General features: G+C 69.9%; 20 protein-coding genes and 1 pseudogene. 12 read left to right on the forward strand and 9 right to left on the reverse strand.

The annotated features are described in order from the left end of the window. The first annotated feature begins 9 nt into the window (after positions 1-9). From RN901_RS13330 to RN901_RS13370, 9 genes are read left to right on the forward strand one after another with little or no spacing between them, the layout of a single operon-like run. Positions 10-1,437, forward strand: coding sequence for a DUF3536 domain-containing protein (locus tag RN901_RS13330; RefSeq protein WP_310758780.1), 1,428 nt, complete (start codon positions 10-12; stop codon positions 1,435-1,437). Continuing rightward, entirely contained in the window at positions 1,434-3,440 is a 2,007-nt protein-coding gene (locus tag RN901_RS13335; RefSeq protein WP_310758781.1) for an alpha-amylase/4-alpha-glucanotransferase domain-containing protein, read from the forward strand. Before RN901_RS13330 ends, RN901_RS13335 begins: the two co-directional genes overlap by 4 nt. After that, positions 3,437-4,822 carry a hypothetical protein gene (locus tag RN901_RS13340; protein WP_310758782.1) on the forward strand — a complete coding sequence of 462 codons (1,386 nt, stop codon included), beginning with the start codon at positions 3,437-3,439 and terminating at the stop codon, positions 4,820-4,822. Before RN901_RS13335 ends, RN901_RS13340 begins: the two co-directional genes overlap by 4 nt. Before the next feature lie 2 nt (positions 4,823-4,824). Next, entirely contained in the window at positions 4,825-5,322 is a 498-nt protein-coding gene (locus RN901_RS13345; RefSeq protein WP_310758783.1) for a DinB family protein, read from the forward strand. A 3-nt stretch (positions 5,323-5,325) separates the two neighbouring features. Next, the gene (locus RN901_RS13350; RefSeq protein WP_310758784.1) at positions 5,326-6,225 is read left to right on the forward strand and encodes a hypothetical protein; all 900 of its coding nucleotides are present in this window, start codon (positions 5,326-5,328) and stop codon (positions 6,223-6,225) included. Beyond that, positions 6,222-6,914 carry a hypothetical protein gene (locus RN901_RS13355; protein WP_310758785.1) on the forward strand — a complete coding sequence of 231 codons (693 nt, stop codon included), beginning with the start codon at positions 6,222-6,224 and terminating at the stop codon, positions 6,912-6,914. Before RN901_RS13350 ends, RN901_RS13355 begins: the two co-directional genes overlap by 4 nt. Continuing rightward, positions 6,911-8,128: a DUF4350 domain-containing protein gene (locus tag RN901_RS13360; RefSeq protein WP_310758786.1), complete on the forward strand. Its 1,218-nt coding sequence runs from the start codon at positions 6,911-6,913 to the stop codon at positions 8,126-8,128. The genes RN901_RS13355 and RN901_RS13360 overlap by 4 nt, the downstream gene beginning before the upstream one ends. Then, entirely contained in the window at positions 8,125-9,072 is a 948-nt protein-coding gene (locus RN901_RS13365) for a MoxR family ATPase (RefSeq protein WP_310758787.1), read from the forward strand. Before RN901_RS13360 ends, RN901_RS13365 begins: the two co-directional genes overlap by 4 nt. Before the next feature lie 11 nt (positions 9,073-9,083). Beyond that, entirely contained in the window at positions 9,084-10,391 is a 1,308-nt protein-coding gene (locus RN901_RS13370; RefSeq protein ID WP_310758788.1) for a DUF58 domain-containing protein, read from the forward strand. On the opposite strand, the gene RN901_RS13375 is transcribed toward RN901_RS13370, so the two are convergent. The 8 genes from RN901_RS13375 to RN901_RS13410 form a co-directional block, all read right to left on the reverse strand. Continuing rightward, complete coding sequence (locus RN901_RS13375; protein ID WP_310758789.1) at positions 10,369-12,132, reverse strand: stage II sporulation protein M; 1,764 nt, start codon at positions 12,130-12,132, stop codon at positions 10,369-10,371. The genes RN901_RS13370 and RN901_RS13375 overlap by 23 nt on opposite strands. Continuing rightward, entirely contained in the window at positions 12,122-13,147 is a 1,026-nt protein-coding gene (locus tag RN901_RS13380; RefSeq protein WP_310758790.1) for a hypothetical protein, read from the reverse strand. Before RN901_RS13380 ends, RN901_RS13375 begins: the two co-directional genes overlap by 11 nt. 24 nt (positions 13,148-13,171) lie before the next feature. Next, positions 13,172-13,417 (reverse strand): hypothetical protein, encoded by a 246-nt coding sequence (locus tag RN901_RS13385; protein ID WP_310758791.1) that lies wholly within the window; start codon positions 13,415-13,417, stop codon positions 13,172-13,174. A 72-nt stretch (positions 13,418-13,489) separates the two neighbouring features. Further along, positions 13,490-14,323, reverse strand: coding sequence for a hypothetical protein (locus tag RN901_RS13390; RefSeq protein WP_310758792.1), 834 nt, complete (start codon positions 14,321-14,323; stop codon positions 13,490-13,492). Beyond that, complete coding sequence (locus tag RN901_RS13395) at positions 14,320-15,255, reverse strand: ABC transporter ATP-binding protein (RefSeq protein ID WP_310758793.1); 936 nt, start codon at positions 15,253-15,255, stop codon at positions 14,320-14,322. The genes RN901_RS13390 and RN901_RS13395 overlap by 4 nt, the downstream gene beginning before the upstream one ends. Then, positions 15,252-15,542 (reverse strand): hypothetical protein, encoded by a 291-nt coding sequence (locus tag RN901_RS13400; protein ID WP_310758794.1) that lies wholly within the window; start codon positions 15,540-15,542, stop codon positions 15,252-15,254. Before RN901_RS13400 ends, RN901_RS13395 begins: the two co-directional genes overlap by 4 nt. Before the next feature lie 132 nt (positions 15,543-15,674). Beyond that, the gene (locus tag RN901_RS13405) at positions 15,675-17,753 is read right to left on the reverse strand and encodes a M1 family metallopeptidase (protein ID WP_310758795.1); all 2,079 of its coding nucleotides are present in this window, start codon (positions 17,751-17,753) and stop codon (positions 15,675-15,677) included. After that, positions 17,750-18,925 carry a DUF418 domain-containing protein gene (locus tag RN901_RS13410; protein ID WP_310758796.1) on the reverse strand — a complete coding sequence of 392 codons (1,176 nt, stop codon included), beginning with the start codon at positions 18,923-18,925 and terminating at the stop codon, positions 17,750-17,752. Before RN901_RS13410 ends, RN901_RS13405 begins: the two co-directional genes overlap by 4 nt. A gap of 163 nt (positions 18,926-19,088) precedes the next feature. Here RN901_RS13410 and RN901_RS13415 point away from each other — a divergent pair, with 163 nt between their 5' ends. The 3 genes from RN901_RS13415 to RN901_RS13425 all read left to right on the forward strand — a co-directional run bounded on the left by RN901_RS13415 (position 19,089) and on the right by RN901_RS13425 (position 23,167). Next, positions 19,089-21,332, forward strand: coding sequence for a S9 family peptidase (locus tag RN901_RS13415; RefSeq protein ID WP_310758797.1), 2,244 nt, complete (start codon positions 19,089-19,091; stop codon positions 21,330-21,332). A gap of 37 nt (positions 21,333-21,369) precedes the next feature. Beyond that, positions 21,370-22,581 (forward strand): crosslink repair DNA glycosylase YcaQ family protein, encoded by a 1,212-nt coding sequence (locus tag RN901_RS13420; RefSeq protein ID WP_310758798.1) that lies wholly within the window; start codon positions 21,370-21,372, stop codon positions 22,579-22,581. An 82-nt stretch (positions 22,582-22,663) separates the two neighbouring features. Then, complete coding sequence (locus RN901_RS13425; protein ID WP_310758799.1) at positions 22,664-23,167, forward strand: cytochrome D1 domain-containing protein; 504 nt, start codon at positions 22,664-22,666, stop codon at positions 23,165-23,167. A 233-nt stretch (positions 23,168-23,400) separates the two neighbouring features. Here the strand turns inward: RN901_RS13425 and RN901_RS13430 are convergent. Then, a pseudogene (locus RN901_RS13430) lies at positions 23,401-25,648 on the reverse strand (hypothetical protein); the annotation flags it as partial.

A 25,648-nucleotide genomic window follows, 5' to 3' on the forward strand; every position in this document is an offset into this window, starting at 1 on the left:
TCGTCGGCCGTGGATCGCGCCACGGTGGTCCTTCACGGCCATTTCTACCAGCCGCCGCGGGAGGACCCGTGGACAGGCCGGGTCCGTCGCGAGCCGAGCGCGGCCCCGTTCGAGAACTGGAACGAACGGATCGCCGCGGAATGTTACGAGCCCCTGGCGCGGGCGGGGGCGTTCGACTGGCTGAGCTTCGACCTCGGCCCGACGCTCGCGCGCTGGCTCGAGGGGGAACGCCCGGATGTTCACGAGGGCTTCGTCCGCGGAGACCGGGCGAGCCGTGCGCGGCTGGGGCACGGCAACGCGATCGCGCAGCCCTACCACCACATCATCCTGCCGCTCGCCTCCCGCCGCGAGAAGGAGACGGAGGTGCGCTGGGGGCTGCGGGACTTCGAGCGGCGCTTCGGGCGGTGCGCCGAGGGCATGTGGCTCCCCGAGACGGCCGTCGACATGGAGACCCTCGACGTGCTGGCGGCGCAGGGGGTGGTCTTCACGGTCCTGGCTCCGCACCAGGTCGCGGAGGTTCCGGCCGGATGCGTTGGGCGGGTCCGCCTCGCCGGTGGCCGCGAGATCGCGGTCTTCATCTACGACGGCGGACTGTCGCACGGCGTGGCGTTCGGGGCGCTGCTCGACGGTAGTGACGCGTGGTTCGAGGCGCTGCGGTCGGCTGCGGGCCGTGAGACTCCCTTCGTCGCGCTGGCGACGGATGGCGAGACGTTCGGGCACCACCATCGGGGCGCCGACCGCACGCTCATGCGGGTGATCTCGCGGGCCGGCGAGAGCGGAGAAGTGAATATCGGGAACTTCGCCGCGGCGCTCGGCGCCGCCGGTGAAGTTCCGCCCGTGACCCTGCAGGAGCCCACCTCCTGGAGTTGTGCGCACGGGGTGGAGCGCTGGCGCGGTGAGTGCGGTTGCCGGATGGCGCCTCACCTCGACTTGCAACAGCGCTGGCGGGGGCCGCTCCGCGAGGCGCTTCAGTCGCTCGCGGCCGGACTCGATGAGGCGTACGTGGAGTTGGCGCCGGGCCGGTTGCCGGACCCGGATCGGGCCATGGAGACACTTGGCGAAGTTCTGGGCGCGCCGCCGGGGCTGGAGGACTTCGCCGCGCGAGCCGCCGGCGCGGGAACTGGCGGCGGAGAACGCCGGGACGAAGCGCTGGCGCTGCTCGAGGTCGCCCGCGACCGGGCGGCGATGTTCACGTCCTGCGCCTGGTTCTTCGACGATATCGCGGGCCTCGAGGCGAAGCAGGTGCTCGGCTACGCCGCGCACGCTCTCGACCGCCTGCGTCGGCTCGCGCCGGAACGCGCGCAGGCTCTGGAGGCTGCCCTCGTCGCGGACCTCGCGAAGGCCCCGGCCAACGACGCCGACGTCGGGAACGCCGCCGTCGTGTACGCGCGCGAGTTCGAATCGGACGCCGGCAGCCCCGTCCCGGGGGACGCGTGAGCCGAAGCCCGCTCCGCTTCGCGTTCGCGATTCACCTTCACCAGCCGGTCGGGAACTTCGACCATGTGTTCGAGGATCACCTGACCGGCGTGTACCGGCCTCTCCTCGACGCGATCCACCGGCACGGCGCCTACCCCATCTCGCTTCACCTCTCCGGTCCCCTCCTCGACTGGATCGAGCGCCACGCCCCGGACTTCCTCGATGACCTCGGGGAGCGGGCGGCGGAAGGCCACATCGAGTTCCTATCCTCCGGACGCTACGAGCCCATCCTCGCGGCGCTCTCCACGGCGGACCGCGTGGAACAGGTCGAGTGGATGCGGGCGGATCTCCGCCGCCGGTTCGGGGTGGAGGCCCCGGGCCTCTGGCTCACGGAGCGCGTGTGGGAACCCGATCTCGCCGCCGATCTGGCGCGGGCGGGCGTCGAATACACCCTCCTCGACGACCGTCACTTCCTCGCCTGCGGACTCGAGCGCGAGGAACTGGACGGCGTCTTCACGACGGAGAGCGGCGGGGAGCGGCTCCGCCTCCTTCCGATCGACGAGCGGCTCCGATACCTGATCCCGTTCCGGCCCGTGGAGGAGATCGAGCAGTTCATCGCCAGGCGGGGGCGGGCCGGGCAGCGCCAGATCGTGCTCGGAGACGACGGCGAGAAGTTCGGAGGGTGGCCGGACACCCGCGAATGGGTCTACGGCGACGGCTGGCTGGAAGCGTTCCTCGATGCGCTGGGCGCGGCGCGCGGGCGGGGCGAACTGGAGCTGGTCACAACCAGCGACGCGACTGCCGGTCCGAGCCGCGGGCTCGTCTACCCCGCAACGGGCGCGTACCGAGAGATGGAGGAATGGACGCTCCCCCACCACGCCGCTCGACGCCTCGCCCGGCTCACCGCGACGACTTCGGGCGCCGCCCCCAGCGATGCCGATCCCGGCCCGCTGATCCGCGGCGGGCACTGGAAGGGCTTCCTTCGCCGCTACCCGGAGTCGAACCGCATGCACAAGACGGCGCTCCGACTCTCCGCGATCTGCCGGGATCGCGGAGACGCCGCCGGGGCCCGCCGTGCCATCGCGCGGGCGCAGTGCAACGACGCGTATTGGCACGGCGTGTTCGGCGGGGTCTACCTTCCCCACCTGCGCCGGGCGGTCTGGCGCGAACTCGCCGCGGCCGAACAGCAACTGCGCGAGGAAGAAGACATCGCGTTCGAGATTCTCGACTTCGACCTGGACGGCCATGACGAGATCTGGATTCATTCGGCCCGGAGTTCCGCCGTGATCAGCCCCGCACGCGGCGGCGCGACCGAGATTCTCACGGTCTTCGTGGACGGCGTGAACTACGTCGACGTCCTCTCCCGCCGCCTCGAGGCCTACCACAGGGATCCAACGGAATCCGCCGTGACGAGAGAGAGAGACGGAGGCGTGACCCCTCGGGCGCGAAACCGGAACCATGGCATCGCCTCGGTCCACCACCGCGAATCCGAAGCGCCAATCGCACCCGCGCCGGACCGTGTCGCTCTGGCCCTGCTGCAGGAGGCCGCCCTCGCACCGCTCACCGGCCCCGAAACGGGTGAATGGTCCGTCATCGTGGATTGGCGGCCCCACCCGTTCCGGCTCGCCGGCGTACCGGGTCTCGAGCCCGGCTCCGAGTCCGGCCGGATCCGTCTCCGCCTCGAGTCCGAACCGGGTCTCCCCCGCCTCGACAAGACGCTCGACATTCACGGCGATGGCAGGATCGAAGCGACGCTCGACTGGAGCGCGGCCGGCCTTCCCGCGGACAGCCGGGTCGTCACCCGCCTGCCGCTCGCGCACCCCATGAGGGTCGAAGCCAGGGCGTCCGGGGGCGAGTCGCACGAGTCGCGCACGCGGATCGTGACGTTGGCCCGGTCCGAACGTGGCTTCGAGGAAATCGACCAGGGAGAACTCGTCGAAATCGCGTGGCCAGCCCCGGTCCGACGGGCGCACGTCAGCCTCACACCCGAAGCATGCCCCAGCGCCCCCGGAGGTCCGCAGTGAACCGGGGGCGACGGCTCGATCCGCGGCGGCTCGTCCTCCTGGCCGTCATGGCCGCTGCTTGCGGAGAAGCCGATACTGCCGCGCCCACCGAGACGGGTCCGGCATCCATCGTCGTCCTTGCGGGCGCGGATCAGCGCGGAGTTCCCGCGCGGCCCCCGGCCGAAACCATCGCCGTACGGGTTCTTGACGCCGAGGGGCGTCCGGTCCGTGGCAGCACCGTCACCTTCCAGCCAGAGCCCGGCCACGGAAGCACGGATCCGGCTTCGACCGTCGCGGACGCAGGCGGCGAGGCGACGACGACGTGGACGCTCGGGGCCACTCCCGGCCCCCAGCGCCTCGCGGTTACGGCTGGCCGGGCCGGCGTCACCGTGCGCGTCGAGGCGATCGACCTCGATGCCGAACTCGATGCGCTGTTCGCACCCGTGTCGGCGTCGGAGGTGGCGACCGTGCGAGCCGACTGGGCGCGGCGCGACGTCTCGGCGGCGCAGATCTCGGTCGAACTGACCGAGGAGTTCGCACTCGGCGAGTCGACCGCTACGCTGCGAATCGTCTCGCACGTCGTGGCGGGCGCCCGTCACTTCGGCGCCATCATCGTGCCGGACGGCGCGGCGCCCGAGACCCTGCCCCTGCTGATGTACACTCACGGGGGTGACAGCGGAGTCTCGGTCGACGACATCCAGATCGTGACGCTGGCCCTCGGAGAGCTGAGCCGTCGCTTCGTCTACGTGATTCCCTCATTCCGCAGCGAGCCTCTCCGCCACGCGGGCCGGAGCTGGGTGTCGGAGGGTCCGTCGGGTCACTGGGACTACGACGTCGACGACGCGCTCGCGCTCGCCAACGTCGCGTTCGAGACGACGCCGGAGGCCCGGCCGGACGCCATCCATATCGTCGGCGGGAGCCGGGGGGCCGGCGTCGCCCTGCTCGCGGGCGCGCGGGACGAGCGGGTGGAACGGATCGTCGCGTTCTTCGGGCCGACGGACTTTTTCGATGACTGGATCAGGGTTGTCGCGTGGAAGACCGCGCTCGACGGCCCCTGGGACCTGACCGGCCTCGTCCACCTCGACTCCACCGTCGTGCAGCCGCTGGTCCGGGGCACGCTGTCCACCTCCGAGGCACGCCTCGAGCTCGTGCGTCGCTCCTCCGTCCTCTTCGCGTCCGATCTCCCCGCGGTCCAGGTGCATCACGGCACGGCCGATTTCGTCGTGCCTGTGAGCCAAGCGGAGTCGCTGATGCGAACGATGGCGGCGCTCGGCCGCACCGCCCCCGACTTCGAGGCGTTCATCTACGAGGGAGGCGGGCACGATTTCCTCTCCCTGGCCGGGGCCATCCCCCGCGCGGTCGAGTTCATCGCCGAGGCACTGCAACCGAAAGGAAACCCGTAAGGATGAGGACTCGGATCGCCCACACCATCGAGGTCTTCGAGGCCGCGCGTAAACCCCTGTTCACCGTGCTCGACGGGATCTCGCGGGAGGATCTCGACTGGCAGCCCGCGGACGGGATGCGCGGGATCGGGAAGATCTGCCGCCACATGTATCGCGTGGACGTCTGGTTCCTGAAGCAACTGGGCATCACGCCCGGGATCCACGAAGACGCCCCCGGGCCGGCGGAGGAGATCGCCGCGCGCATGCGTACGATCCAGGAACAGATCATCGCCGAGGTGCACGCCTGCGAGAGCGACGCGGACCTCGTGGCCGAGCGTACGTCTCCGGACGGAGAAAGGACCTTGCGGTTGGGGGCGACCGTCCTCCATATCGCCCAGCACTATCTTTACCACCTGGCGCAGATCACCTACCTGCGCCGCATCCGTGACCGCGAGTGGTCCGCGCCGCTGGACGAATGGGAGACGGCCACCCACATCATCGAGGACCGGATTCTGGAGTAGCCCGTGATACCACAGAGACCCTTGGGATTCGGCGAGATACTGGACGGTGCGATCCAGTTCTACCGGCGCGACTTCGGACTCTACTTCCTGATCGCCCTCGTCGGCTCTCTCCCCGGCTATGCCATGGGGCTCGCGGTCGGGGTGCCCAGCACGGGCGTCGATTCCTCGGGGAACCCCGCCTTCGGCGACCTCGGACTCGAGTTCGCGATCCTGCTGCCGGCGGCGGCCATTTCGTGGATCGCGACGCTGGCCGTCGCCGTTGCCATCTGCGCACGGCTGGAGGGGCGTTCGGCGTCGCTGGAGAACGCGTACAGGGGCGTGCTCAGGCCCTTCCCCAGCGCCGCCGGAGGGCACCTGCTCGCCCTGCTCATCGTTTTCCTCGGAAGCGCGCTCGCCATGATCCCGGTCATCGTTCTGGGGGGGATCGGGATCGCCGCGTCGGGTAACGCCGTCGTAGCGGCGGTTTTCTTCGGAATCGTGGGGCTCTCGGCCGCGCTCGCGGTCCTGGGGCTCTGGTTCTGGACCTCGTTCGCGATCTTTCCGGCCGTGCTCATGGAGGGTCGGACCGCCGCGGAGGCGGTACGCCGCTCGCTGAAGCTCAGCAAGGGGGCCCGGCTCCGGATCCTCGGGATCATGCTCGTCGTGCTGATCATCCGCGACGGTCCCTCCTTCGGGATCTTCGCGCTCTTCGGAGGCCTCGAAATGTTCACGTCGCCCGCAACGGCGGGCACCGTCAGCGCGGGCGTCATGGCGCTGCAGAATACGCTCGATCTGCTGTTCGGATCGCTGATCACGCCGTTCGCGGTGGCCACGCTGTTCCTCCTCTACCACGATCGGCGAGTGCGCCTGGAGGCCGCTGATCTGGAGACGGCCGCGGCCACGATGGCGACGGACGGACCGTGACCCGACTCCCCGGTCCCGCTGTCTTCCAGGCCGGGCAGGAGCCGTCATCCGCCGCCGAACCCCTGCCCTCGCCGGGGGAAATGTCCGACGCGCTAAGGGAGATCCTCGCCCAGCCGGACTTCCTCTCTCCGCCCCTGCCGCCCCGACAGCGGATCCTCGAATGGATCGCCAACGCGCTTTCCGATGCGTGGGACTGGCTGCGCCGCTTCCTGTTCGACGAGGGCGGCGGCCTCATGGAAGTGCTGGCCATCGTCGTCGTCCTGGCCGCGCTCATCGGGCTGGGGACGGTAGCGCTGCGTCACGGGCCGCAGTGGGTGCAGGGGACGCGGGAGAGGGGGGACGAGGGTCGGGAGGACGACGGCGTACCCACCTCGGCGCGCGAGTGGCTCGGCCTCGCCCGGACGCGCGCCGGCGCGGGGGAGTTCCGGCCTGCGGCCAGCGCGCTCTACCAGGGGCTCCTCCTCACTCTCGATGGGAACGGCACGGTCGCGTTCCACCCGTCGAAGACGCCCGGGGACTACGCCCTCGAGATGGAAACCGCCGCCGGCCGCCACTTCATCCGTCATTTCCAGGGACTTTCCTTCGGTCAGGACACGCCCACGTCCGCAGGCTACGCCGCCCTGGAGGATCTGGCGCGGGACGCCGGTTGCCCGCCATCCGCGCCGAACGAGGAGTTCGGTTCATCGTGAGCGGCGGCAGGTTCAGGACATTCGCCTGGGTCGGCGCGATCGCGCTCGTGGCGGGGCTCGCCGCGTATCTCGCCCGGCCGGCGGGCCGCACGGCGCTCGACGTGCGGCGGAGTTCCTTCCGCACGACGCCGGACGGCGTGGCCGCGTTCGCCCGCGGGCTCGAACGGTTCGGCCGCCCGACCGCGCCCCGGCTCACGCCGCTGGCCGACGCCGATCCGGTCCCGGGGGCGCTCGTGCTGCTCTCGCCCGCCGTCGTACCGAGCCCGGTCGAGGTCCACGCCCTTCTCGAGCGAGTGCGCCGCGGGGGTACCCTCGTCTACTCGCCGCAGCTGTTTCCGGCCATCTCCAGCGCCTTGAGGATTACGCCGCTGATGGACTCCCTGAGCATCGCGTTCCGCGTGCCCCGGCCGGGCGATCTGGAACAGCCGAAGTGGGCCGCCCACCCACTGACCGACAGCCTGCCGGCGCCAACGGCTCCGCGCCGGGCGCTCCGCCGGATGACGTCCCGCGAACTCGGCGAGGACACGCGGTCCGCCCCTCCCGTGCAAACGCTGCTCACCGTCGGGAGAAATGACGGCCCGAGGTGGACGGGCGCCGGCCTGATGCCCTTCGGGGAGGGGCACGTCATCGTCCTCAGCGATGCCGAACCGCTCTCGAACGGCCGCGTCGCCGACGACCCGCTGGCGCTCGTCGTCATGCGGGCCGTACTCACCCACACGACGCCCGCCGACACGGTCTTTTTCGCCGAGTTCCACCAAGGCATCCGCGGCTACGAGAGCACGGCGAGGCGCTGGGCGGGTTTCGTCTTCGGCTCGGCCCAGGGGCGCACGCTGCTCCAGCTCCTCCTGGCCGCGTTCCTCGCGCTCGCGTGCGCGGGGCTGCGCTTCGGCGCTCCGACGACGGCCGTCGCTCCGCCGGACCGCCAGCGAGGGTCTCCGCTCGAACACGTCTCCGCGCTCGGCGACCTCTACGAGAAGGCGCGGGCCCGGCGGACGGCCGCCCTCCTCCTTCTGGCGCGGCTGGCCCGCGGCGCTCGGCGCCCTCCGCCGAGGGACATCGCCGAAGCCCGGGCTCTGATCCGTGAACTGGAGGCCCGGCGGGGAGAGCAGCCCGCTCTGACCCGAATCCGACGCGGCTTGCGCGCCGATCCGGTGGACCTGACGATGGTCGCCGCCGGAATCGACGACCACCTCGGACGAAGGGCGGAGCCATGACGACGCACGACGCGGCGCTGCGCCTGCTGGGCGACATCGAGAAGGTCATCCTGGGCCAGGAGACCGTCCTCAGGCAGCTCATGATCACCCTGCTCGCCCGTGGCCACGCGCTCCTCGAGGGCGTACCGGGGACAGCCAAGACGCTCTCCGTCCGCGCCCTCGCCCGCGGGCTGGGGCTCGACTTCGGCCGCGTCCAGTTCACCCCCGATCTCATGCCCACGGATCTCGTCGGCGTGAGCGTGCTGGACGAAACGCAGCGGAACTTCCGCTACCGGCCCGGTCCCGTGTTCACCGACCTCCTGCTCGCCGACGAGATCAACCGCGCGCCGCCCAAGACCCAGGCGGCGCTGCTGGAGGCGATGGAGGAGCGTCAGGTCACCGTCGACGGCGCCACGCGCGCCCTGCCCGCGCCGTTCACGGTCTTCGCGACCCAGAACCCGGTCGAGTACGAGGGGACCTATCCCCTCCCCGAAGCGCAGGTCGACCGCTTCCTGATGAAGATCGTCATCGACTATCCGCCGGAGGAGGCGGAGCGGGCGATCCTCGACCGCCATGAGGCGGGGTTCCGGGCGGACGACGAGGCAACGTATCCGATGGGCGAACCGCTGACGCGCGAGGCGCTGCTCGCGGCGCGCGACGCGGTGGGCGGCGTCCATGTGGACGAGAGAGTCCGGCGCTACGTGACCGGGATCGTGCGGGCGACGCGGTACGACCAGGCGTTCGCCCTCGGGGCGAGTCCCCGGGCGGGCGTGGCCCTCTTCCAGGCCGCGAGGGCGGAGGCGTTTCTGCACGGCCGGGACTTCGTCACGCCGGACGACGTGAAGTCGCTCTCGTTCCCGGTGCTTCGGCATCGCGTCGTGCTGACCGCCGAGGCGGAGGTCGAAGGACGTTCTTCCGACGACGAACTGCGGGCGCTCCTCGAGACGCTGGAGGCGCCCCGATAGTCCGCATCGCCGTGGTTCCGAGCGGGCGGACACTGTGGCTGCTGGGGCTGACCTCGTTCGTCTTCCTGTTCTCGGCGGCAGGCGCCCTCGCGGCGGACGCCGCCATCCTCCTCCTGGTCTGGATCGATGGTCGGCGGACGCGGTTCCCGTCGGCCTCCCGCACGGCGCCGCGCATTGCGGCGCTCGGGGAGATCGCCGAGATCGTGACCGAGCTGGTCAACCCGACGAAGCGTCGGCTCTCCATCCGTCTCACGGACGACCTCGATCCCTCCCTCCGCCGCCTCCCCGGACGCGACGGGACTGAAGCGTGGGAGGCGGGCGTGCCGCTGGACATCCCGCCCGCTTCGGTCGTGCGCACCGGCTACAGGGTGCGGCCGCGCACGCGCGGGTTTCTGGCAATGGGTGCGATCCACCTGCGGACCCGCTCGCCATGGGGGCTCGCCTGGCGGCGTTCCACCGTCGACGCGGCGCACGCGCTTCAGGTGCAGCCCGGGATCCGAAGCCTGCTGCGCGACCGCAGCGGCCACGCGCTCCGGCGCGGCCTCCGTACGGCCGGTTCGCGCCGCAGCCGGCAGTGGGGCGACGGCCGCGAGTTCGAGAGCCTGCGCGACTACGCCGAGGGGGATGATCCCCGCATCGTCGACTGGAAGGCGTCCGCGAAACGCCAGCGTTTCGTCGTCCGCAACTACGAGGCGGAACGCAGCCAGAACGTCGTCCTCGCGATCGACGCGGGCCGCCATATGCGCGAGCGGCTCGAGGATCGGGAACGAGTGGACTTCGCGCTGGCGGCGGGCATGATGCTCGCCAACCGCGCGCGGAGCTTCGGGGATCGCGTCGGGACCGTGGTGTTCGACGACGAGATCCGGCATCTGTCGCCGCCCCGCCGATCCGATCCCGCCGCACTGGCCCGGATCTTCGCCGGCGTGGAAACCCGGTCCGTCGAGCCGAACTACCCGCTCGCGCTCGCCACCCTGAGCCGCACGTTCCGCAAGCGGTCGCTCGTCATCCTCTTCTGCGATGTGATCGACGAGGCCGTCTCGAAGGCGCTCGTGACCTCGCTCGCCCGGATCGGGCGGGCGCACCTCCCGCTGGCCGTCGCCATCCGCAACCCGGCGCTCGAAGCGGCCGCGACGCAGCCCGCCGCGGATGAGGCCGCGGTTTTTCAGCGCGCTGCCGCGGAGGAACTCGTGCAGTCGCGCGCCACGACGCTTCAGGTCATGCGCCAGTCGGGGATCCTCGTCGTGGACACTCCGCCCGGCGACGCGCTCGTGCGCACCCTGGACAAGTACGTCGAGATCAAGGAGCGGGGGCTGCTCTGATCTCCACGTGCCGGCCGTCGTCGGAACCCCGGCCGGCGAAACCGAAGTACGCCGTGAGCAGGAGCGCGGTCGTGCCTCCGAAGGCGAATTTCGCCACGGCAGGAAGCCCGGACGGGGAATAGAACCCCTCCACGAGACCCGCCACGATCAGCAGGAGCACCGCCCCGCCGACGAGCGAGAGGAAGGCGCGGCCTCGCTCCCGCAGCGCGTCGCGACGGGTGCGACGTCCGGGTACGAGGAGCGCCGACCCGAGCCCCAGCCCCGCCCCGCCGGCCAGGCAGATGGCTGTGAGTTCCATCACGCCGTGCGGGAAGACGAAGGCGAGAATGACCCCCAGAACGTCGTTGTTCGCATACAGCCCGAACGCGGCCCCGAGCAGGACGCCGTTGAAGACGAGGATCAGCACCGTGCCCGCGCCGGCGAGCAGCCCGGCCGCGAAAGCGACGAAACTCACCTGCACGTTGTTCGTCACGAGGGCGGAGGACAGGGCGGGCCGCTCACCGCCGTCGACTTCGATGTAGGAAGCGTTGATGTCCCCGCGGGCGGTGTTCTCGGCTCTCGCCAGCATCCCCGCCGGCATGATCGAACGCGCGAGCGCCGGACGATCGCGGACGGCCGCGTAAGAGGCCAGCATGGGTCCGACGAGCAGCAGGGCCGCGAGGAGCACCGGCCGGTGATGACGCCGCACTGCCCGCGGCAGTTCGCGGCCGATCCAGCGGCCGAGGGGGACCGCCGCCCTTCCCTTCGCGCGGTACAGGAGGTTGTGCCCGGCCCCCGCCCACCGTTCCACCGCCTCCAGCAGCCCCGGCGAGGCGCCGTAGGTTCGCGCGCGCGCCAGGTCGGCCGTCACGCCGCGGTACAGGCGCCCGAACGCGCGCACCTCGGCCTCGCTGAACCGGTCCAGCCCGCCGGCGCGCCCCTTCTCCACGAGGTCCGTGTAGGCGCCCCACGCCTCGCGCCGCTCACGCGCCATCGCCGCGGCCTGGAGGCTCGCCCCGCCCTGGCGCGCCGCGTGTCTTGGAGCCTCTTCCGCGTGCAGCCGGACGAGGTGCGTATCGGGAGCCGCTTCGGGGTCCAGGCTGCCCCCGCCCGCCGCCGACCACACCGCATCCCAGACCGAGGCGGCCACCCGGCTTCGGACCTCCGGTTCCAGGCCGGTCCGGCGCGCGACGTAACCCGCCACCAGCGCGAACTGTTCGACGGAGAGTCGCGGGCGGCCCGCGCGGCCGTCCGTCTGCGGCTCATCCCCGAACATCTCCCCGCCTCCCGCGTCCCGGACGACGATCGTGCCGGCGACTAGGTCTCCGAGGCGCTGCGCCCGGCGGTTGAACAGGATCGACGCGGCCCCGGCCATCCCGGTCAGCCCCGGCTGCAGATCCACGATCCGGATCAGGTTGCGGAGAACCGAGCCCTGGAAGGAGAGCGGCTCGCCGCCGTCGTGCAGCACCCGCAGCCCCAGCGCGCGTTTCCCCGGCGTGCGTCCGTCCCACACCGCTTCGAAGAAGAGGAAATATCCCCACACCGCGAAGAAGCCGACGATGTAGAGCACGGCCTGCCCGAACCCGCCCGTATACCGGAAGACGAGCGCCACGAGCAGCATGGCCGCCACGATGATGGCTAGATCGACGGCGAGCGCGGCCGCGCGGGACCCCAGGTCCGCGAGCTGGTACTCGAGCTTGACGTGCTCCGGCGTCTCCAGCGCGATTCGCCGGTGGAGTCCCGTCCGCGTGTCACGCATCATGCAACCTCGACCTGGATTCCGGATCGGTTCCGTACTTTTCGAAGAACTCATCGGTGCCGGCCGGGAGCAGCAGCCGGTCCGCGATCGCCGCGATCTCCTCCGCCTCGCGCCACGCCTGCTCCAGCATCCATAGCTCGCCCTCGAGCGCGCGCCTTTCCTGCTCCTCGTGCAGCGCCATCTCCAGCGCGAGCCGCGTCGGCTTCGGCATGTTCTTCACATAGCCGGAAACGTCCCGCTTGTTGCGACTCGCGTTATCCGGCACGGCATGCGCCAGATAGCGCTCTGGGTGCCCCCGCGCTTCGATCTCCGCCACGGCGGCCTGAACCGCCCAACGCGTACCGCCGCTCTGGTTCAGTTGCGGCAGGATCACCGAAGCCACGCGACGGGCATCATCCCCGGCGAAACGGGCGCTTCGGCCCCGTCTCATCATGTCGACGACGAATCCCGGCGAAACGGTGGCGGGGAACATTCTGATCGTTTGAACGTCCATCCGACTGAACTTCACGACCGCGCCCGGGTCCATCGGAACGTCGCCGGCTTCGCGACCGCCGATCGATGTCTTTGCGGCGGTGCCGCGATACGACCAAGCCACAACGGCTGCAAAGACGCCGACAGACACGGCCGCTGGCAGGCTGGCCTGGGCAACAAGCCAGCCGGCCGCCGTAGATAGCGGCGTAAGAGCCGCGTACCGCCGCAGCCGGCGGCGGAACAGGTCGCCGTAGCGCCAGGCGGCGAACTCTCCGCGGGGCGGCTTCCCGATGCGGACGAGTTCCAGGCCTTCGCGATGGCGCGCGAGCCCGATCTGATCCGTCGAGGCACGGAGCGGCGTGGCGCGGAAGAGGCGTTCGCACGCCTCCACGGCCTCCCAGCGTTCCTCGAGCGGCGTGAGGTTCCAGCGCCGGCACTTGCGGCACACCACCCATAGCCGGCCCCTGGCCGGGTCGAACGCGAGCCGACGCCCCACCGGAAAGGTCTCGACAACCTCGTTGGACCCGAGCGGCCGCTTGCAGAACATACAGGTGCTGTACACGGCTCGCCGTCAGGACTCGCTACGCGTCTCCCGTGAACCACCGAAGAGACGGAGCAACTCGAGCGTGGCGAACTGGATGCCCCAGGCGGTGACGACAAGACCCGCGAGGTTTCCGAAATACGCACCTTCGAGAGCCCTCGGCAGCCAGAACCACAGGGAGAACACCATGGATCCCGTCCACGCCACCCAAAAGATGAAGATCCCGCGCTGGGTCAGGTTGCTATAGCGCTTCCATCGGTACGCCGGTTTCCACATCACGACACCTCCCCGCATTGAAGCTGGAAACGCCACGCTGGAACCGCGGTCCCGCGGGCGCAAGGCCCGGGGTCAGAGGTCGCGGCGGCGGAACGAGATGTAGGCGATGCCGACAAGGAGCGCCGTCCAGGCGGCGGCGGTGACGAGGTGCCACGCGGGGTCGACCGCGGCCGACGGCGTCCGGCCCGCGGCCTCGACGGCGGCGGCGTAACGCTCGTAGGCGGCCGCGTCATAGTGGCGGAATTCGAGGAGCGGGAAGGTGTTCGAGAACGGCAGGTAGTCGAGCCAGCCCGCGTGGTCCGGCAGGAAGCGGCGGACGAGCGCGGGCAGCATCCCGGACTCGATCGGGCCGATCCAGAGGAACCATACCGCCAGCGCGGCGCCGGTCTTGCGGATCACGAGCGACAGAAGGAACGCGAGCGCGCCCACGCTCAGGAACGCCAGCCCAAGCCCCCCGGCCGCCTGGAATACGGACAGCGGGACGAGCGGCCCCTCGGCGGCCCCGAAGTCGGTCCGAATCAGCGCGAGCACCGTCGGGATCAACACGTGGACGCCGATGAAGGCGAGCCCCACCACGGGTAGCAGGAGCGACTTGCCCCAGAACCACTGGGACTTCGAGAGGCCGTCGATCACGTTCTGCCGGGCGGTTCGCCAGCCGAACTCCGTCGCCGACAGCAACACGAGCGTGAGCGCGGCGAAGATCACGACCATGGTGGATTCATCCCCGAACACCGAGACCCAGATGCTGGGGAGCCGGAAGCCTTCGCCGCGCTCGAGGAACGGCTGCGCGTGGTTCATGAGCGTGAAAAACGCGTAGAAGCCGAGGGCAATCCAGAAGGCGAGCCGTTTCCTCGCCTTGAACCATTCGTTGCGCAGCAGCACGCCGAACGCCCGCGCGCCCCTCATTGGATCTCTCCGAACCCCTCGGGCGTGCCCGTGATCTCCATGAAGGCGTCCTCCAGCGATTGCCGTTCCAGCGACAGGTGCGAGGCGTAGATCCCCCGCCCGGCGAGAAAGCGGTTCAATTCGGAGAGCCCGGCACCTCCGATCTGCACCAGGACGCGGCCATCCTCGACCCGTGAATGGCCCGCGCCGTCGAACTCCGACACGACCTGCCGAAGTTTCTCGATGTCCCCATCGGCGGCCACGGCGGCCACCGTTCGGGCGGAGGTGAGTTCGTCCACACTCCCCTCGCGGACGAGGCGGCCGGTCTCGATGATCGCGACGTGCGTGCACGTGCGTTCGACCTCGTGCAGCATGTGGCTCGAGAGGAAGATCGTCTTCCCCCGGCTGGCCAGTTCGCGGATGATGTCGCGGATTTCCCGCTGTCCCGCCGGATCGAGCCCGTTGGCCGGCTCGTCGAGGATGATGAGTTCCGGATCGCCGATCATCGTGGCCGCAAGCGCGAGCCGCTGCTTCATGCCCAGCGAGCACGCCTTGAACTTCGTCTTCCGGCGCGAGGTCAGGCCCACGATCTCGAGCACCTCGGCGATGTCCGCCTCGTCACTCCCCTTCACGCGGGCCACGACCCGCAGGTTGTCCCGGCAACTCAGGTAGGGGTAGAAGTTGGGGTATTCGAGCGTGGCGCCGATCCGCTGGCGCGCGGCGTGCAACTCGGCGGGCGTCTCCCCGCCGAACAGCCGGAAGGAACCGCCCGTCGGGTTGATGATCCCGAGGAGCATCCCGATCGTCGTCGTTTTGCCGCTTCCGTTCGGCCCCAGGAAACCGTACACCTGCCCGGCTTCCACCTGCACGGAAAGCTCGTCGACGGCGAGCGTCCCCCCTCCGCGGAGCGCCGTGTACCGCTTGGACAGCCCTTCGGTTTCGATGATCGTCATGTGACGTCCTTTACCGTTTCACCGCCGGCGCGCTCTTCCAGTTGCCGCCGGAAGAGTTCCGCCTCCGCGAGCTGATCCAGGAGTTCGCCCCGCTGCCGACTCTCGCCTTCAAGCCGCTCGATCCGATCCGCCAGCCGGGCGATCGTCTCGCGGTCCCGCTTACGCGGCCCGAGCGCTTCCGCAAGGTCCCGCACCAGCGGCCGCAGGGCGAAGTGCGTCGCCATCGCGAGGACCGGAATGCCGATCGTGAAAAAGATCGCGACGATGGCGATGATCATCTCTTCCATATCTCACCCCTGCGCATGCGCGTCATGCGGCATCAGAACGGAAGGCGCGGCGCGGTGGTTTCGCGAGGACGGGAAGGCCGCGATCCGGCAACCCGCGGCAAGGCCCCGCTGCGGGTTGCTCGCCGAGCGCCGCTACCGGGGAGGCCGGCGGCCGAGAATGCCCCGGCCCCACACGTTGTTCCCGCGGTTCACGTCGGGCATCACGCCGTCTGGGTCGATCTGGACGTTGCGCACGGGCCCGCCGGGCACCTCCAGGACATAGGTGCCGTCCACCTGCCACGCGTCGACCGGCACCTCATATCGCTGCTCTTCCCCGTCCTGGAAGAGGATCCGCGCCTCGAGCGGCATCGGGATGCCTCCACGGTTTTCGAATACGACCCTTGTCGTATCCCCCAGGCGCGTCACGGAGGCGATCGCCTGGTCGAGGATCGCGTCCTCGTAGATCCAGCCCTTGAAGAACCAGTCGAGATCCCGCCCCGACACGTCCTCCATCGTGCGGATGAAATCGGCCGGCTGCGGGTGCTTGTACGCCCAGCGCCGGATGTATTCCCGGAAGCCCTCGTCGAACACGTCGGGTCCGAGCACCTCCTCGCGCAGGAGGACGAGCACCGCGGCCGGCTTGTTGTAGGCGAGAACCCCGATCTCCGCCTCCGGAATGCTGTCGGCCGGCGTGTATATGGCGTGGCTCGGGAGGCGCGTGTCCGTCGCGATCTGAGCGGGGGACATGAGTTCGCCCAGGATCGGCTCCCCGCCCGCGAATTCGATGCCGGAATAGTAGTTGATGAAGGTGTTGAACCCTTCATCCATCCACGCGTACCGCCGCTCGTCGGAGCCCACGATCATCGGGAACCACGTATGTCCGATCTCGTGGTCCGTGACGGAGAAGAGAAAGGCGCCGCGGGACCGCCACGAACAGAAGACGATCATGGGATATTCCATCCCGAGCGCGAGGCCGGCCACGTTGATCGCGACGGGATACGGATAGCGGAGCCACTTTTCCGAATAGTACCGGACGCTGTGGCGGAGGTATTCCGTGGAGCGCTCCCAGCCGCTCGTCGCGGGTCCGCCGATGCTCTCCTCGGGGTAGGCGGACATGATGAGGACGTCCTCCCAGCCGGCGGCGTCCCAGACGAAACGGTCGGAGGCGGCCCACGCGAAGTCGCGCACGTTCTCGGCGCGGAAGCGCCATGTGAGCGGGGTCTCGCCGGGCGGCCGCGTGTGATCCTCCCCGGCTTCGTCCGGCCCGATGATGTGGACCGTCTCCTCCGAGAGGCGCGCCTCCGCGAGCCGCTCGCGCTGCATCGGCGTGAGGACCTCCTCGGAATTGAGGAGTTCTCCCGTGGCGACCACGATGAAATCGCGCGGAACGGTCAGCTCGACATCGAAGTCGCCGTACTCCAGGTACCACTCGCCCTGCCCCAGGAAGGGGGACTGATTCCACCCGTTCACGTCGTCGTACGTGAAGACGCGGGGGTACCACTGCGCGAGCTGATAGATGATCCCGCCCCGGATGTTGAGTTGCCCCATGCGGTCGCCGCCCGTCTCCGGGATCTCGAACGCGAAGTCGATCTCCACGTCGACCTGGCTTCCGCCCGGCGGGAGCGGTTCGCCGAGGAGGATCTCCATCATCGTGTCCTCGGTCCGGTACTCGGGGACCGTCATCTCGCCCCCGTGGTCAGCGCGCACGCCCGAGATCACGAAACCTCCGTCCTTGAAGAAGCCGCCGTGGCGAACGTCCCCGCCGAGTTCCTCCGCTCTCAGCGCCCCGTAGCTCGTTTCGCGGAAGAGGTTCTGGTCGAGCTGCACCCACAGGCTCGTGAGCGAATCGGGACTGTTGTTCGTGTAGGTGATGCGCTCCGTGCCCTCGATGCGGTCGTCGTCGAGAGTGACCCGGATGTGGTAGTCGGCCCGCTGCTGCCAGTAGGCCTCTCCGGGGGCACCGGCGGCATCCCGGAACTCGCCGGGCGCGGGGAGATCGAGGGGCTCGAAGGCGTCCCCCGGATCGAAGATCCTGCGCAGGGAATCGAGGCGCGCGAGTTCGGCCGCCTCCGCCGCTTCCCGTGCTTCCCGTTCATCTTCCTGCGCCGCCAGCGCACCGTAAGAGGACCCATGCGGCAGCTGCGGCATGGCCAGAGCGGCCAGTGCGGCAAGCAGGGCTGTGGCGCACGTACGCGGCCCCAGGCCGGTCGTCTTCATCGTCCGTTCGTTCACGCGATCCTCATCGGTTGACGCTGCCCGTAGGAAAGCGTACGCCAGAGCCACTCCAGGGGTCCGAAGCGGAACCGGGCGAGCCACCACGGCGACCACGCCAGTTGAAGCGCCCAGGTCCCCACCACGATCGCGACGCAGCCCACGGTCCCCACGCGTGCATACAGTCCCAGTCCATGACCGTAGAAGATGAGCGAACACAAGATGCTCTGGGCGATGTAGTTCGTGAGCGCCATCCGTCCGACGGCGGCCAGACGCGTTTGAGTGCGCTCCAGCCGTCCGCTCCGGGCGAGGAGCATGAGCGCGCCCACGTAGCCCAGAAAGACACCGATGGAGCCGACGTAGTTGAACAGTGTCCCCTGGAGCCCCGCCTGCTCCCACGTAAACCCGACCGCGGCATTGTACCACATGCCAGCGGCGACGACGGGCAGGCCGGCGCCGAAACCCCACGCGACGAGGCGCCGGTAGAAGCCTGCGGGCCGTTCCCCCGTGAGGACGCCGAGCCTGTACAGGGCCATGCCGACGAGCATGAGGCCGCCGGCGCGCCAAAGCCCGAAAGCGAGGAACCCGCCGATTCCGAAAGCCAGGGCATCGGAGGCCCGAATCGGCATCTGTTCGGTCCAGCCGCCGCGCATGGCCTCGATCCGTGCCTCGATCTCCGCGGGCGGGGGGTCCCACTCCGCCGCGGCTTCCGCCCGCAGATCCTCCGGCCAGTACGGAAGGGTCCAGGCAGTCACGCCGATGACCACGACGACGACGGCGACGAAGGATGCGCCGATCCACAACAGCCGGCGGGGCGACCGGGTGTGGAGGCGGTACAGGATCAGACCACACAGGGCGTAGATGACGAGGATGTCGCCCTCCCAGATCAGATACGCGTGGAGCAGACCGATGACGAGGAGCCAGAACTGGCGTCGGTTGTGGAGTTTGCGTCCCGGAATGCCGCGCGTGGCCATCCGTTCGCTCATCATCGCAACCCCCGCGCCGAACAGCAGGGAGAAGATGGAGATGAACTTCATCTCCGCGAACAGATGGATGAAGCCCCAGATCCACAGGTCGGTGGCGCCGACCGCACCGTCCGGCCCCCCGGGCGGCTCGGTGTAGGCCTCCGGGCCCCACGAGAACAGCCAGATGTTGACGATGAGGATGCCGAGTACCGCGAAGCCCCGAAGCATGTCAATCGCATGGATCCGCTCGGATCCGCTCGCAGGGGCGGGGGTCCCGGGGCCGCGAAGCGTTTCGGACGGCGTTTCGGACATCGTATACCTGTCTGCTATGTTGGACGCGCGGTTCGAAGAGCGAACACCGACGACGTAAAGCCAATCGAGAGGTGCGATCATGCCCCGGCCCGTGAACATTCTGTCCCAAGCCCCCCTCGTCCGCACCCCGCGACCGGGATCCGCGGGGATTCCGGCGCTGGCCGCGCTCGTCCTTGTGCTCGCATCGGTGGCGCCGTTAAACGCCGCCGCGCAGCAGGAGGCCGGGTGGACCCCGGCGCTGAGCATGCAGTACCGCGCGGTCTCCGGAACGGCGATCTCCCCCGACGGCTCCCGCATCGCCTTCGTGGTGCGCGAGCCGCTGATGGAAGGACCGCAGTCGGAGTATCTGAGTCACATCTGGATGACGGACGCGGACGGGACAGGGGCCGCGCAGTGGACACGTGGAGAGGCGTCGGCGGGGTCGCCGCAGTTCTCGCCCGACGGCGCCTGGCTGAGCTTCACCTCCGGTCGCGAGGGAGAAGGCGAGGCGGGCGGGCAGGTGTGGGCGCTGCCGCTGGCGGGCGGCGAGGCGCGGCAACTCACGAAGGCGGAAGGGTCGGTGGGCGGGTACCGCTGGTCGCCGGACGGGACGCGGATCGCCTTCCTCATGCGGGACCCGCCGACCGCGGAGGAGAAGAAGGCGCGGGAGGAGAAGCGGGACGTGATCCTCGTGGACCGCAACTACAAGTTCTCGCACCTGTACGTCGTCGCGATCGACGCCGAGTCGGACGAGCCGGCGACGCCGGTGCGGCTCACGGCCGGCGAATTCCATATCACCGGCTTCAGCTGGGCGCCGGACGGGGGACGGATCGTGTTCGCGCACCAGGTCGATCCCCGCATCAACACGGGACGCCTGAGCGGAGACCTCTCCACGACGACGGTCCCCGACGCGGCGCAGATCGCCGAGATTGTGGCCTATCGCGAGTGGGCGGAGAGTGAGGGGTGGGCGGAGGGCAACGTAACAATGGAGGCCGAGGAAGCCGCGGAGGCCGGGCTCTTCGGAGGCAACATAAGACTCACCGAGATCGATGACGGCATCGGGGAGGTCGCGCTTCTCGTGGGCGGGGCGGGGATCGAACGGAGTCCGCACTGGTCGCCCGACGGCGCTTCGATCGCGTACGTGTCGACCGGCAATCAGCCGGAGCCGATCGGACTCGGCGACGTGTACGTCATGCCGGCCGCGGGGGGCGAGGCCCGCCAACTCGACACGCCGAACCGGAGCGCCTCCGTGCTCGGCTGGTCGGGCGACTCCTCCGAATTGCTGCTGCTCGAATCGCTCGGCACGCGCCGGCACGTGCTGGCCGTTCCGGCCGATGGCGGCGAGATGCGTTTCATCTCCTACGGGGACGGCGTCATCGGCTCCGTCGCGCTCACCGGCGACGCGAGCCGCATGGCCTTCACGTGGCAGACCACCGAGGAACCGTGGGACGTCTTCGTGTCGCCCACGAACGGGTACTCCCCGCAGCAGGTGACGGATCTCCATGCCAGCGTGCCGCGCCCGGAGATGGGGCGTACGCAACTCGTTTCCTGGACGTCCACGGAAGGGTTCGAGATCGAGGGCCTCCTCACCTATCCGGTCGGCTACGAGGAGGGCGAGCGCGTGCCGCTCATCCTGAACGTGCACGGAGGGCCGGCGGGCGTCTTCAGCCAGAGCTTCACCGGCAGCCCGGCCGCGTACATGCTCCAGTACTTCGCCCAGGAGGGCTTCGCGATCCTGCGCCCGAACCCCCGCGGCTCCACCGGCTACGGGAAGGACTTCCGCTACGCCAACTTCCAGGACTGGGGCTACGGCGACTTCCGGGACCTCATGTCGGGCGTCGACCATGTGATCGGGATGGGGGTGGCGGACCCGGACCGCCTCCTCCTCATGGGCTGGAGCTACGGCGGCTACATGACCTCGTGGGCCGTCACCCAGACGGACCGCTTCGTGGCGGCGAGCATGGGGGCCGGCCTCCCGAACCTGGTTTCGATGACGACGACGACCGACATCCAGGACTACCTCGTGGGTCACATGGGGGTCGAGTTCTGGGAGGACTACGAGCGCTACGAGCGGCACTCGGCGATGTATCACATCGCGAACGTGGTCACGCCCACGCAGGTGATTCACGGAGCGGAGGATCTGCGCGTCCCGTTCACGCAGGGACAGGAGTTCTACCGCGCCCTCGACCGCCGCGGCGTGCCGACGGAGATGGTCGTGTACCCGCGCACGCCACACGGGCCGCGAGAGCCCAAGTTCGTCATGGACGTGTCGGAGCGAATCCTGACCTGGTTCCGGAAGCACCTGGGATCGGAGGCGGTCGCGGCCGGGGACGAGAGCCGCTGAGGCGCCCGGGCGCGACCCGGATTCGCGCCGCGGCGGCATGACCGGGACCCGCCGGAGTCGGCCGACGTTCACCCGGGAGGCGGCAGCCCGATTGTGGCTGCACCGCCAGGGGCTCGCCCGGTCGCGCGGGTCGACCCCACTCGATGCCGCGGCCTTCGTCGACCACCTGGAGCGGACGGGCGCGCTCCAACTCGACAGCGTGAACGTCGTGGACCGGGCGCACTACCTGACCCTGTGGAGCCGGTTCGGCCCGTACGACCGCTCGAAGGTGGATCGGTGGGTGTACGGCGATCGTCTCGCCTACGAGTACTGGGGACACGAAGCCTCGGTCCTTCCCATCTCCCATCTCCCTCTCGGACGGCGGCGCATGCGGCGCTTCCCGCCCGCGAGCTGGTCGGGACGCGCGTGGTGGGACCGATACGCGACCTCGACGGCGTCGAAGCGGCGCGTGCTGCGACGGCTGCGCGCGGAAGGACCTCTGGAGAGCGTCGACTTCCAGCCGCAGCCGGCCGAACGCGAGGAGAAGACGGACTCGCTCGCGTGGCGCCTGAAGGAGGACAAGCGCTCGCTCAAGCTGCTGTGGCACGATGGACGGGTCGCGGTGACGGGGCGGCGTCACTTCCGCTGCGTCTACGACCTGGCGGAACGGGTCTACCCGGACGGGCCGGCCGCAACGCTCGCGGAGTACCAGGACAGCTGGCTCCTCATCGGGCTTTCGGGCTGCGGCATCGCCCCCGAGCGGCACCTCGTCAACTACTTCACCGGACCGGAACTCAACGCGGCGGAGCGGCGGCGGACGATCGCCCGCAACCTGCGAAAGAAGCGGATCGTCGAGGTCCAGGTGGACGGGCTGCGGGGGCCGTGCTACGCCCTACCCGAGCACCTGGACGGCATCGACCGGCTCCCGGAGCCCGCGGGGACGACGCTCATCTGCCCCTTCGACTCGCTGCTCTGGCAGCGGAAGCGCGCCGCCGAACTCCTGGACTTTCACTACACCGTCGAGATCTACGTCCCCGCCGCGAAGCGGAAGTACGGCTACTACGTCCTGCCCATCCTGCACGATGGCGGCCTCGTGGGCCGGCTCGATCCGAAACTGCACCGCGACCGGGGCGTGCTCGAAATCCGCGCGCTGCACTTCGAGCCGGACTTCGCCCCGACCGCGCATTTCGAGACCGGGCTGAACGACGCGGTCGCCGACCTCTCCGATTTCCTCGGCGCGGACGACATCGTCATGCCGCCGAACGGCTGAGGCGGGGTTCGTCGGGGTATGGACCGGCGCGACTGCCGGACCGTACCGTTGGGAAGATTCTCGCGAACTTCGGAGGTTCACGATGAAACGCCTCTTCCGGCCCCGCCGCGCCCCCGCTCCCGCGGCCATCGTCCCAGGCCTTCTCGCCCTCGCGCTCTCCTCCGCCACCGCCGTGGCGGCGCAGGAGGGGAAGCTGCGGATCGTTCAGACGAACTCCGCGGGAGACAACGTCCACATCATCGATCCGGCGACGAACAAGGTGGTACAGGTGATCGACGGGCTTCCCAAGGTGCACGGGGTCGCCGCGGCGCCGGATGGCGGGACGCTCTATTTCAGCAACGAGATCGACCGCACGCTGGAGATCGTCCCCACGGACGTGATGAAGGTCGTGGAACGGATCCCGCTCTCGGGGCGCCCGCACAACGTCGCGATCAGCCACGACGGCCGGAAGGTGTACGTCGCGATCATCCAGGATTGCAGTTGCGTCGACATCGTGGACCTGGAGAAGGGCGAGGTCGTGAAGTCGATCCCCACGCGGGGGACGGTGCACAACGTGTTCATGTCGCCGGACGGGCGGAGCACATGAGGCCTGAATCACGGCAGGGAATCACGTAAGTCTAATCAGGGCTGCACGATCTGCCATTCCTGCTGTGGGAGCCGATCGGGTTGGCGCGTTGCCGAATCACTGGATTACCGGCGTCAATTGACGGGAACAACCGAGCCACAACACCCGTTGCCGAACGCAAGCTACCAGAACCTCGCCAGCGACATCCAGCCTTTTGCCGCGAGCGGACGTGCCACATAGCGCATTCGGGCCGCTCAGAACGTGAAGTCGAGCGCAAGTCTGAGTCCCAGGTTGGGGTCTTGCCTGGGCAGTTGGCTTCGCGATCCCTCGATTCCGAGCCGGAGTGTCTGGCTGACGCTGTACCGGGTGCCGAACGACAGGGAGCGGTTCCGGCCATCCGCCGAGAGGCGGGTATAGCTTTCGAGTGCGCCTCCGCCGCCGGGGTTCTTGAGCCCGTAGCCGGCTTCGGCGTCGAGCCGCCAGTCCCGTCCCGTGCCGGGCGTCATTGCGTGTAGCGTTCCGCCGTCCATGAGCCCGTGGATGCCGTTTCGGTCGTGTCCGTGCCGGGGGCTGACCGCGAGCCGGAACCCTTCGCCACGGGTTCCGGGATCGAACGCGAGCCGAAGCGCGGCACCCCATTCGCGGTGCCGGCCGGACCCGAGGCCGAGCCTTCCACGGAGGTCGAGGTCGAGCCCGTGCGCGGCGTAGCCGATGGAGGCTCCAGTCTCGGCGCCGCCGCCCGTGTCGGCGTCCCCGCCGTCGTAGCGCGCCCCGGCCTGCGTGGCGAGCTTCAGTCCTCCGGCCGTCCATGACGCTTCGAGCAGCGCGCGTGCGCGCGAGGCCGAGCCTTCGCGCTGGCCGTCTTCGGCGCTCATGCCGACCGTGAACGCGTCGCCGTTGAGCGCGAGTCCGAACGCGCCGCTGCGGGCGAGCGGCACCTTGACGCCGCCCGAGAGCATCCGGAGCGACGCGCCGGTGTCGCCGTGGCGGTCGTCGTCGCGGACATCCCCGCTGCCGTACCCGGCCATGGCCCACAGTCCGATCCTGGGTGAGGGCTGGACGAACAGGTAGGGATGGACGCTGTTCATGGCGTGTCCGAGCGAGCCTTCGGCGGATCGGTGGCCGTAGTCGAGATCGCCGTCGCTGCGCATGAGCGACACCCCGAGGAGCGCGGAGGATCCGATGCGGGCGTCGGCGCCGACGGTGAGCGCGCGCAGCCCGCCGTCATAGTCGATGCCGGGTTCGCCGCGGAACGACTGTGCGGACCCTTCGGCCCAGAGCCCGATCTTGGGCCGCCCTTGGGCGGACTGCGGCCCGAGCGCGGTCGCGAACGAGAGGCTCGGCAACAGGCGCCGGGCGGCCTCCCGACCGGTCGGCAGATCGACCGACCCGGATCGGCGGGTCATGTCAGCCGCCGAGGAAGCATTGAGCGGCGCGCCGGTGAGCGAGGCCAGGGTGCCGGCGGCGCGTCCGGCCCACTCCGCCGACGATCCGGGCAAGCCGGTGCCGGAACCGCCTCCCGCGGGCCGCATGACGGCGTCGATGCGCGCGCCCACGGCTTGCCGCGCGCCCTCCGCGACGGCGCGCCCGAAGACGGCGAGTCCGAGGTCGAACGCCTCGTCCCGGAGCGGGCCGGGGTCGCGGTCCGCGATATCGACGGTGGCGGAGGAGACGGCACCGGCGCTCACGGCTTCGGGCAGCGCGCCCAGCCCGAGCGCGAGCAGGCCGGACCCGGTCCCGGCCGGGACTTCGAGCACGAACGCGGCGAGCGAGTCGCCGGGCTGGAACACGACGGAGTCCGGCAACGCCGCCTCGAAGGAGGCGGCATGCGTGGCCGCAAGGGCCACGGCCACCCGCCGGTCGGCTGCGGGGCTCGCCCGGAGCGTGATCTCGGCTCCCGGCCCGCCCGCGACGGTCGAGTACTCCGCTTGGGCGTACTCGACCTCAAGCTCGGTCAAGGAACCGTCCTCGACCACGGACCTGGAGACCCGGTCTCCCGCGACCGCCGCCACGACGATCCGCGTGGTCGCCGGGACGCCGACCGCCACCCCTTCGGGCAGGTCGCCGAACCGGACGGCAAGGGTGTCGGAGGCCGAGAGACCGGCAGTGCTGACGGCAAAGGTGCCCGAACCCGCTCCGGTCTGGAACGAGACGGTGTGCTTGCCGTCTCCGGCCACGACCTCGATGGCGAGCGCCGAGGAGGCGGAGGGCGACAGGAGCACGGCGACATCGGCGGATCCGCCCGGCGCGGCCGTGTAGCTTTCCGCGCCGAACGAGACGACCGGCGTGGTCGCGCCGACGACCATCACGGCCGGGCTCTCGGCCCGCTTGCCCGACCCGTGGCCGTCGGTGTAGGTGAACACGGCGCGCAGGTACTTGCCCTCGTCGGCTTCGGTCGGGGTGTAGAAGCGTCTCGCCGCGCCCTGCACGACCATCGTCCACGCGTTGCCGTCGGGCGAACGCTGCCAGGTCCGCATCTTGCTCCGCTCGATCGAGCGGTCC

Source organism: Candidatus Palauibacter soopunensis (assembly GCF_947581735.1).
Taxonomy (GTDB): Bacteria; Gemmatimonadota; Gemmatimonadetes; order Palauibacterales; family Palauibacteraceae; genus Palauibacter; species Palauibacter soopunensis.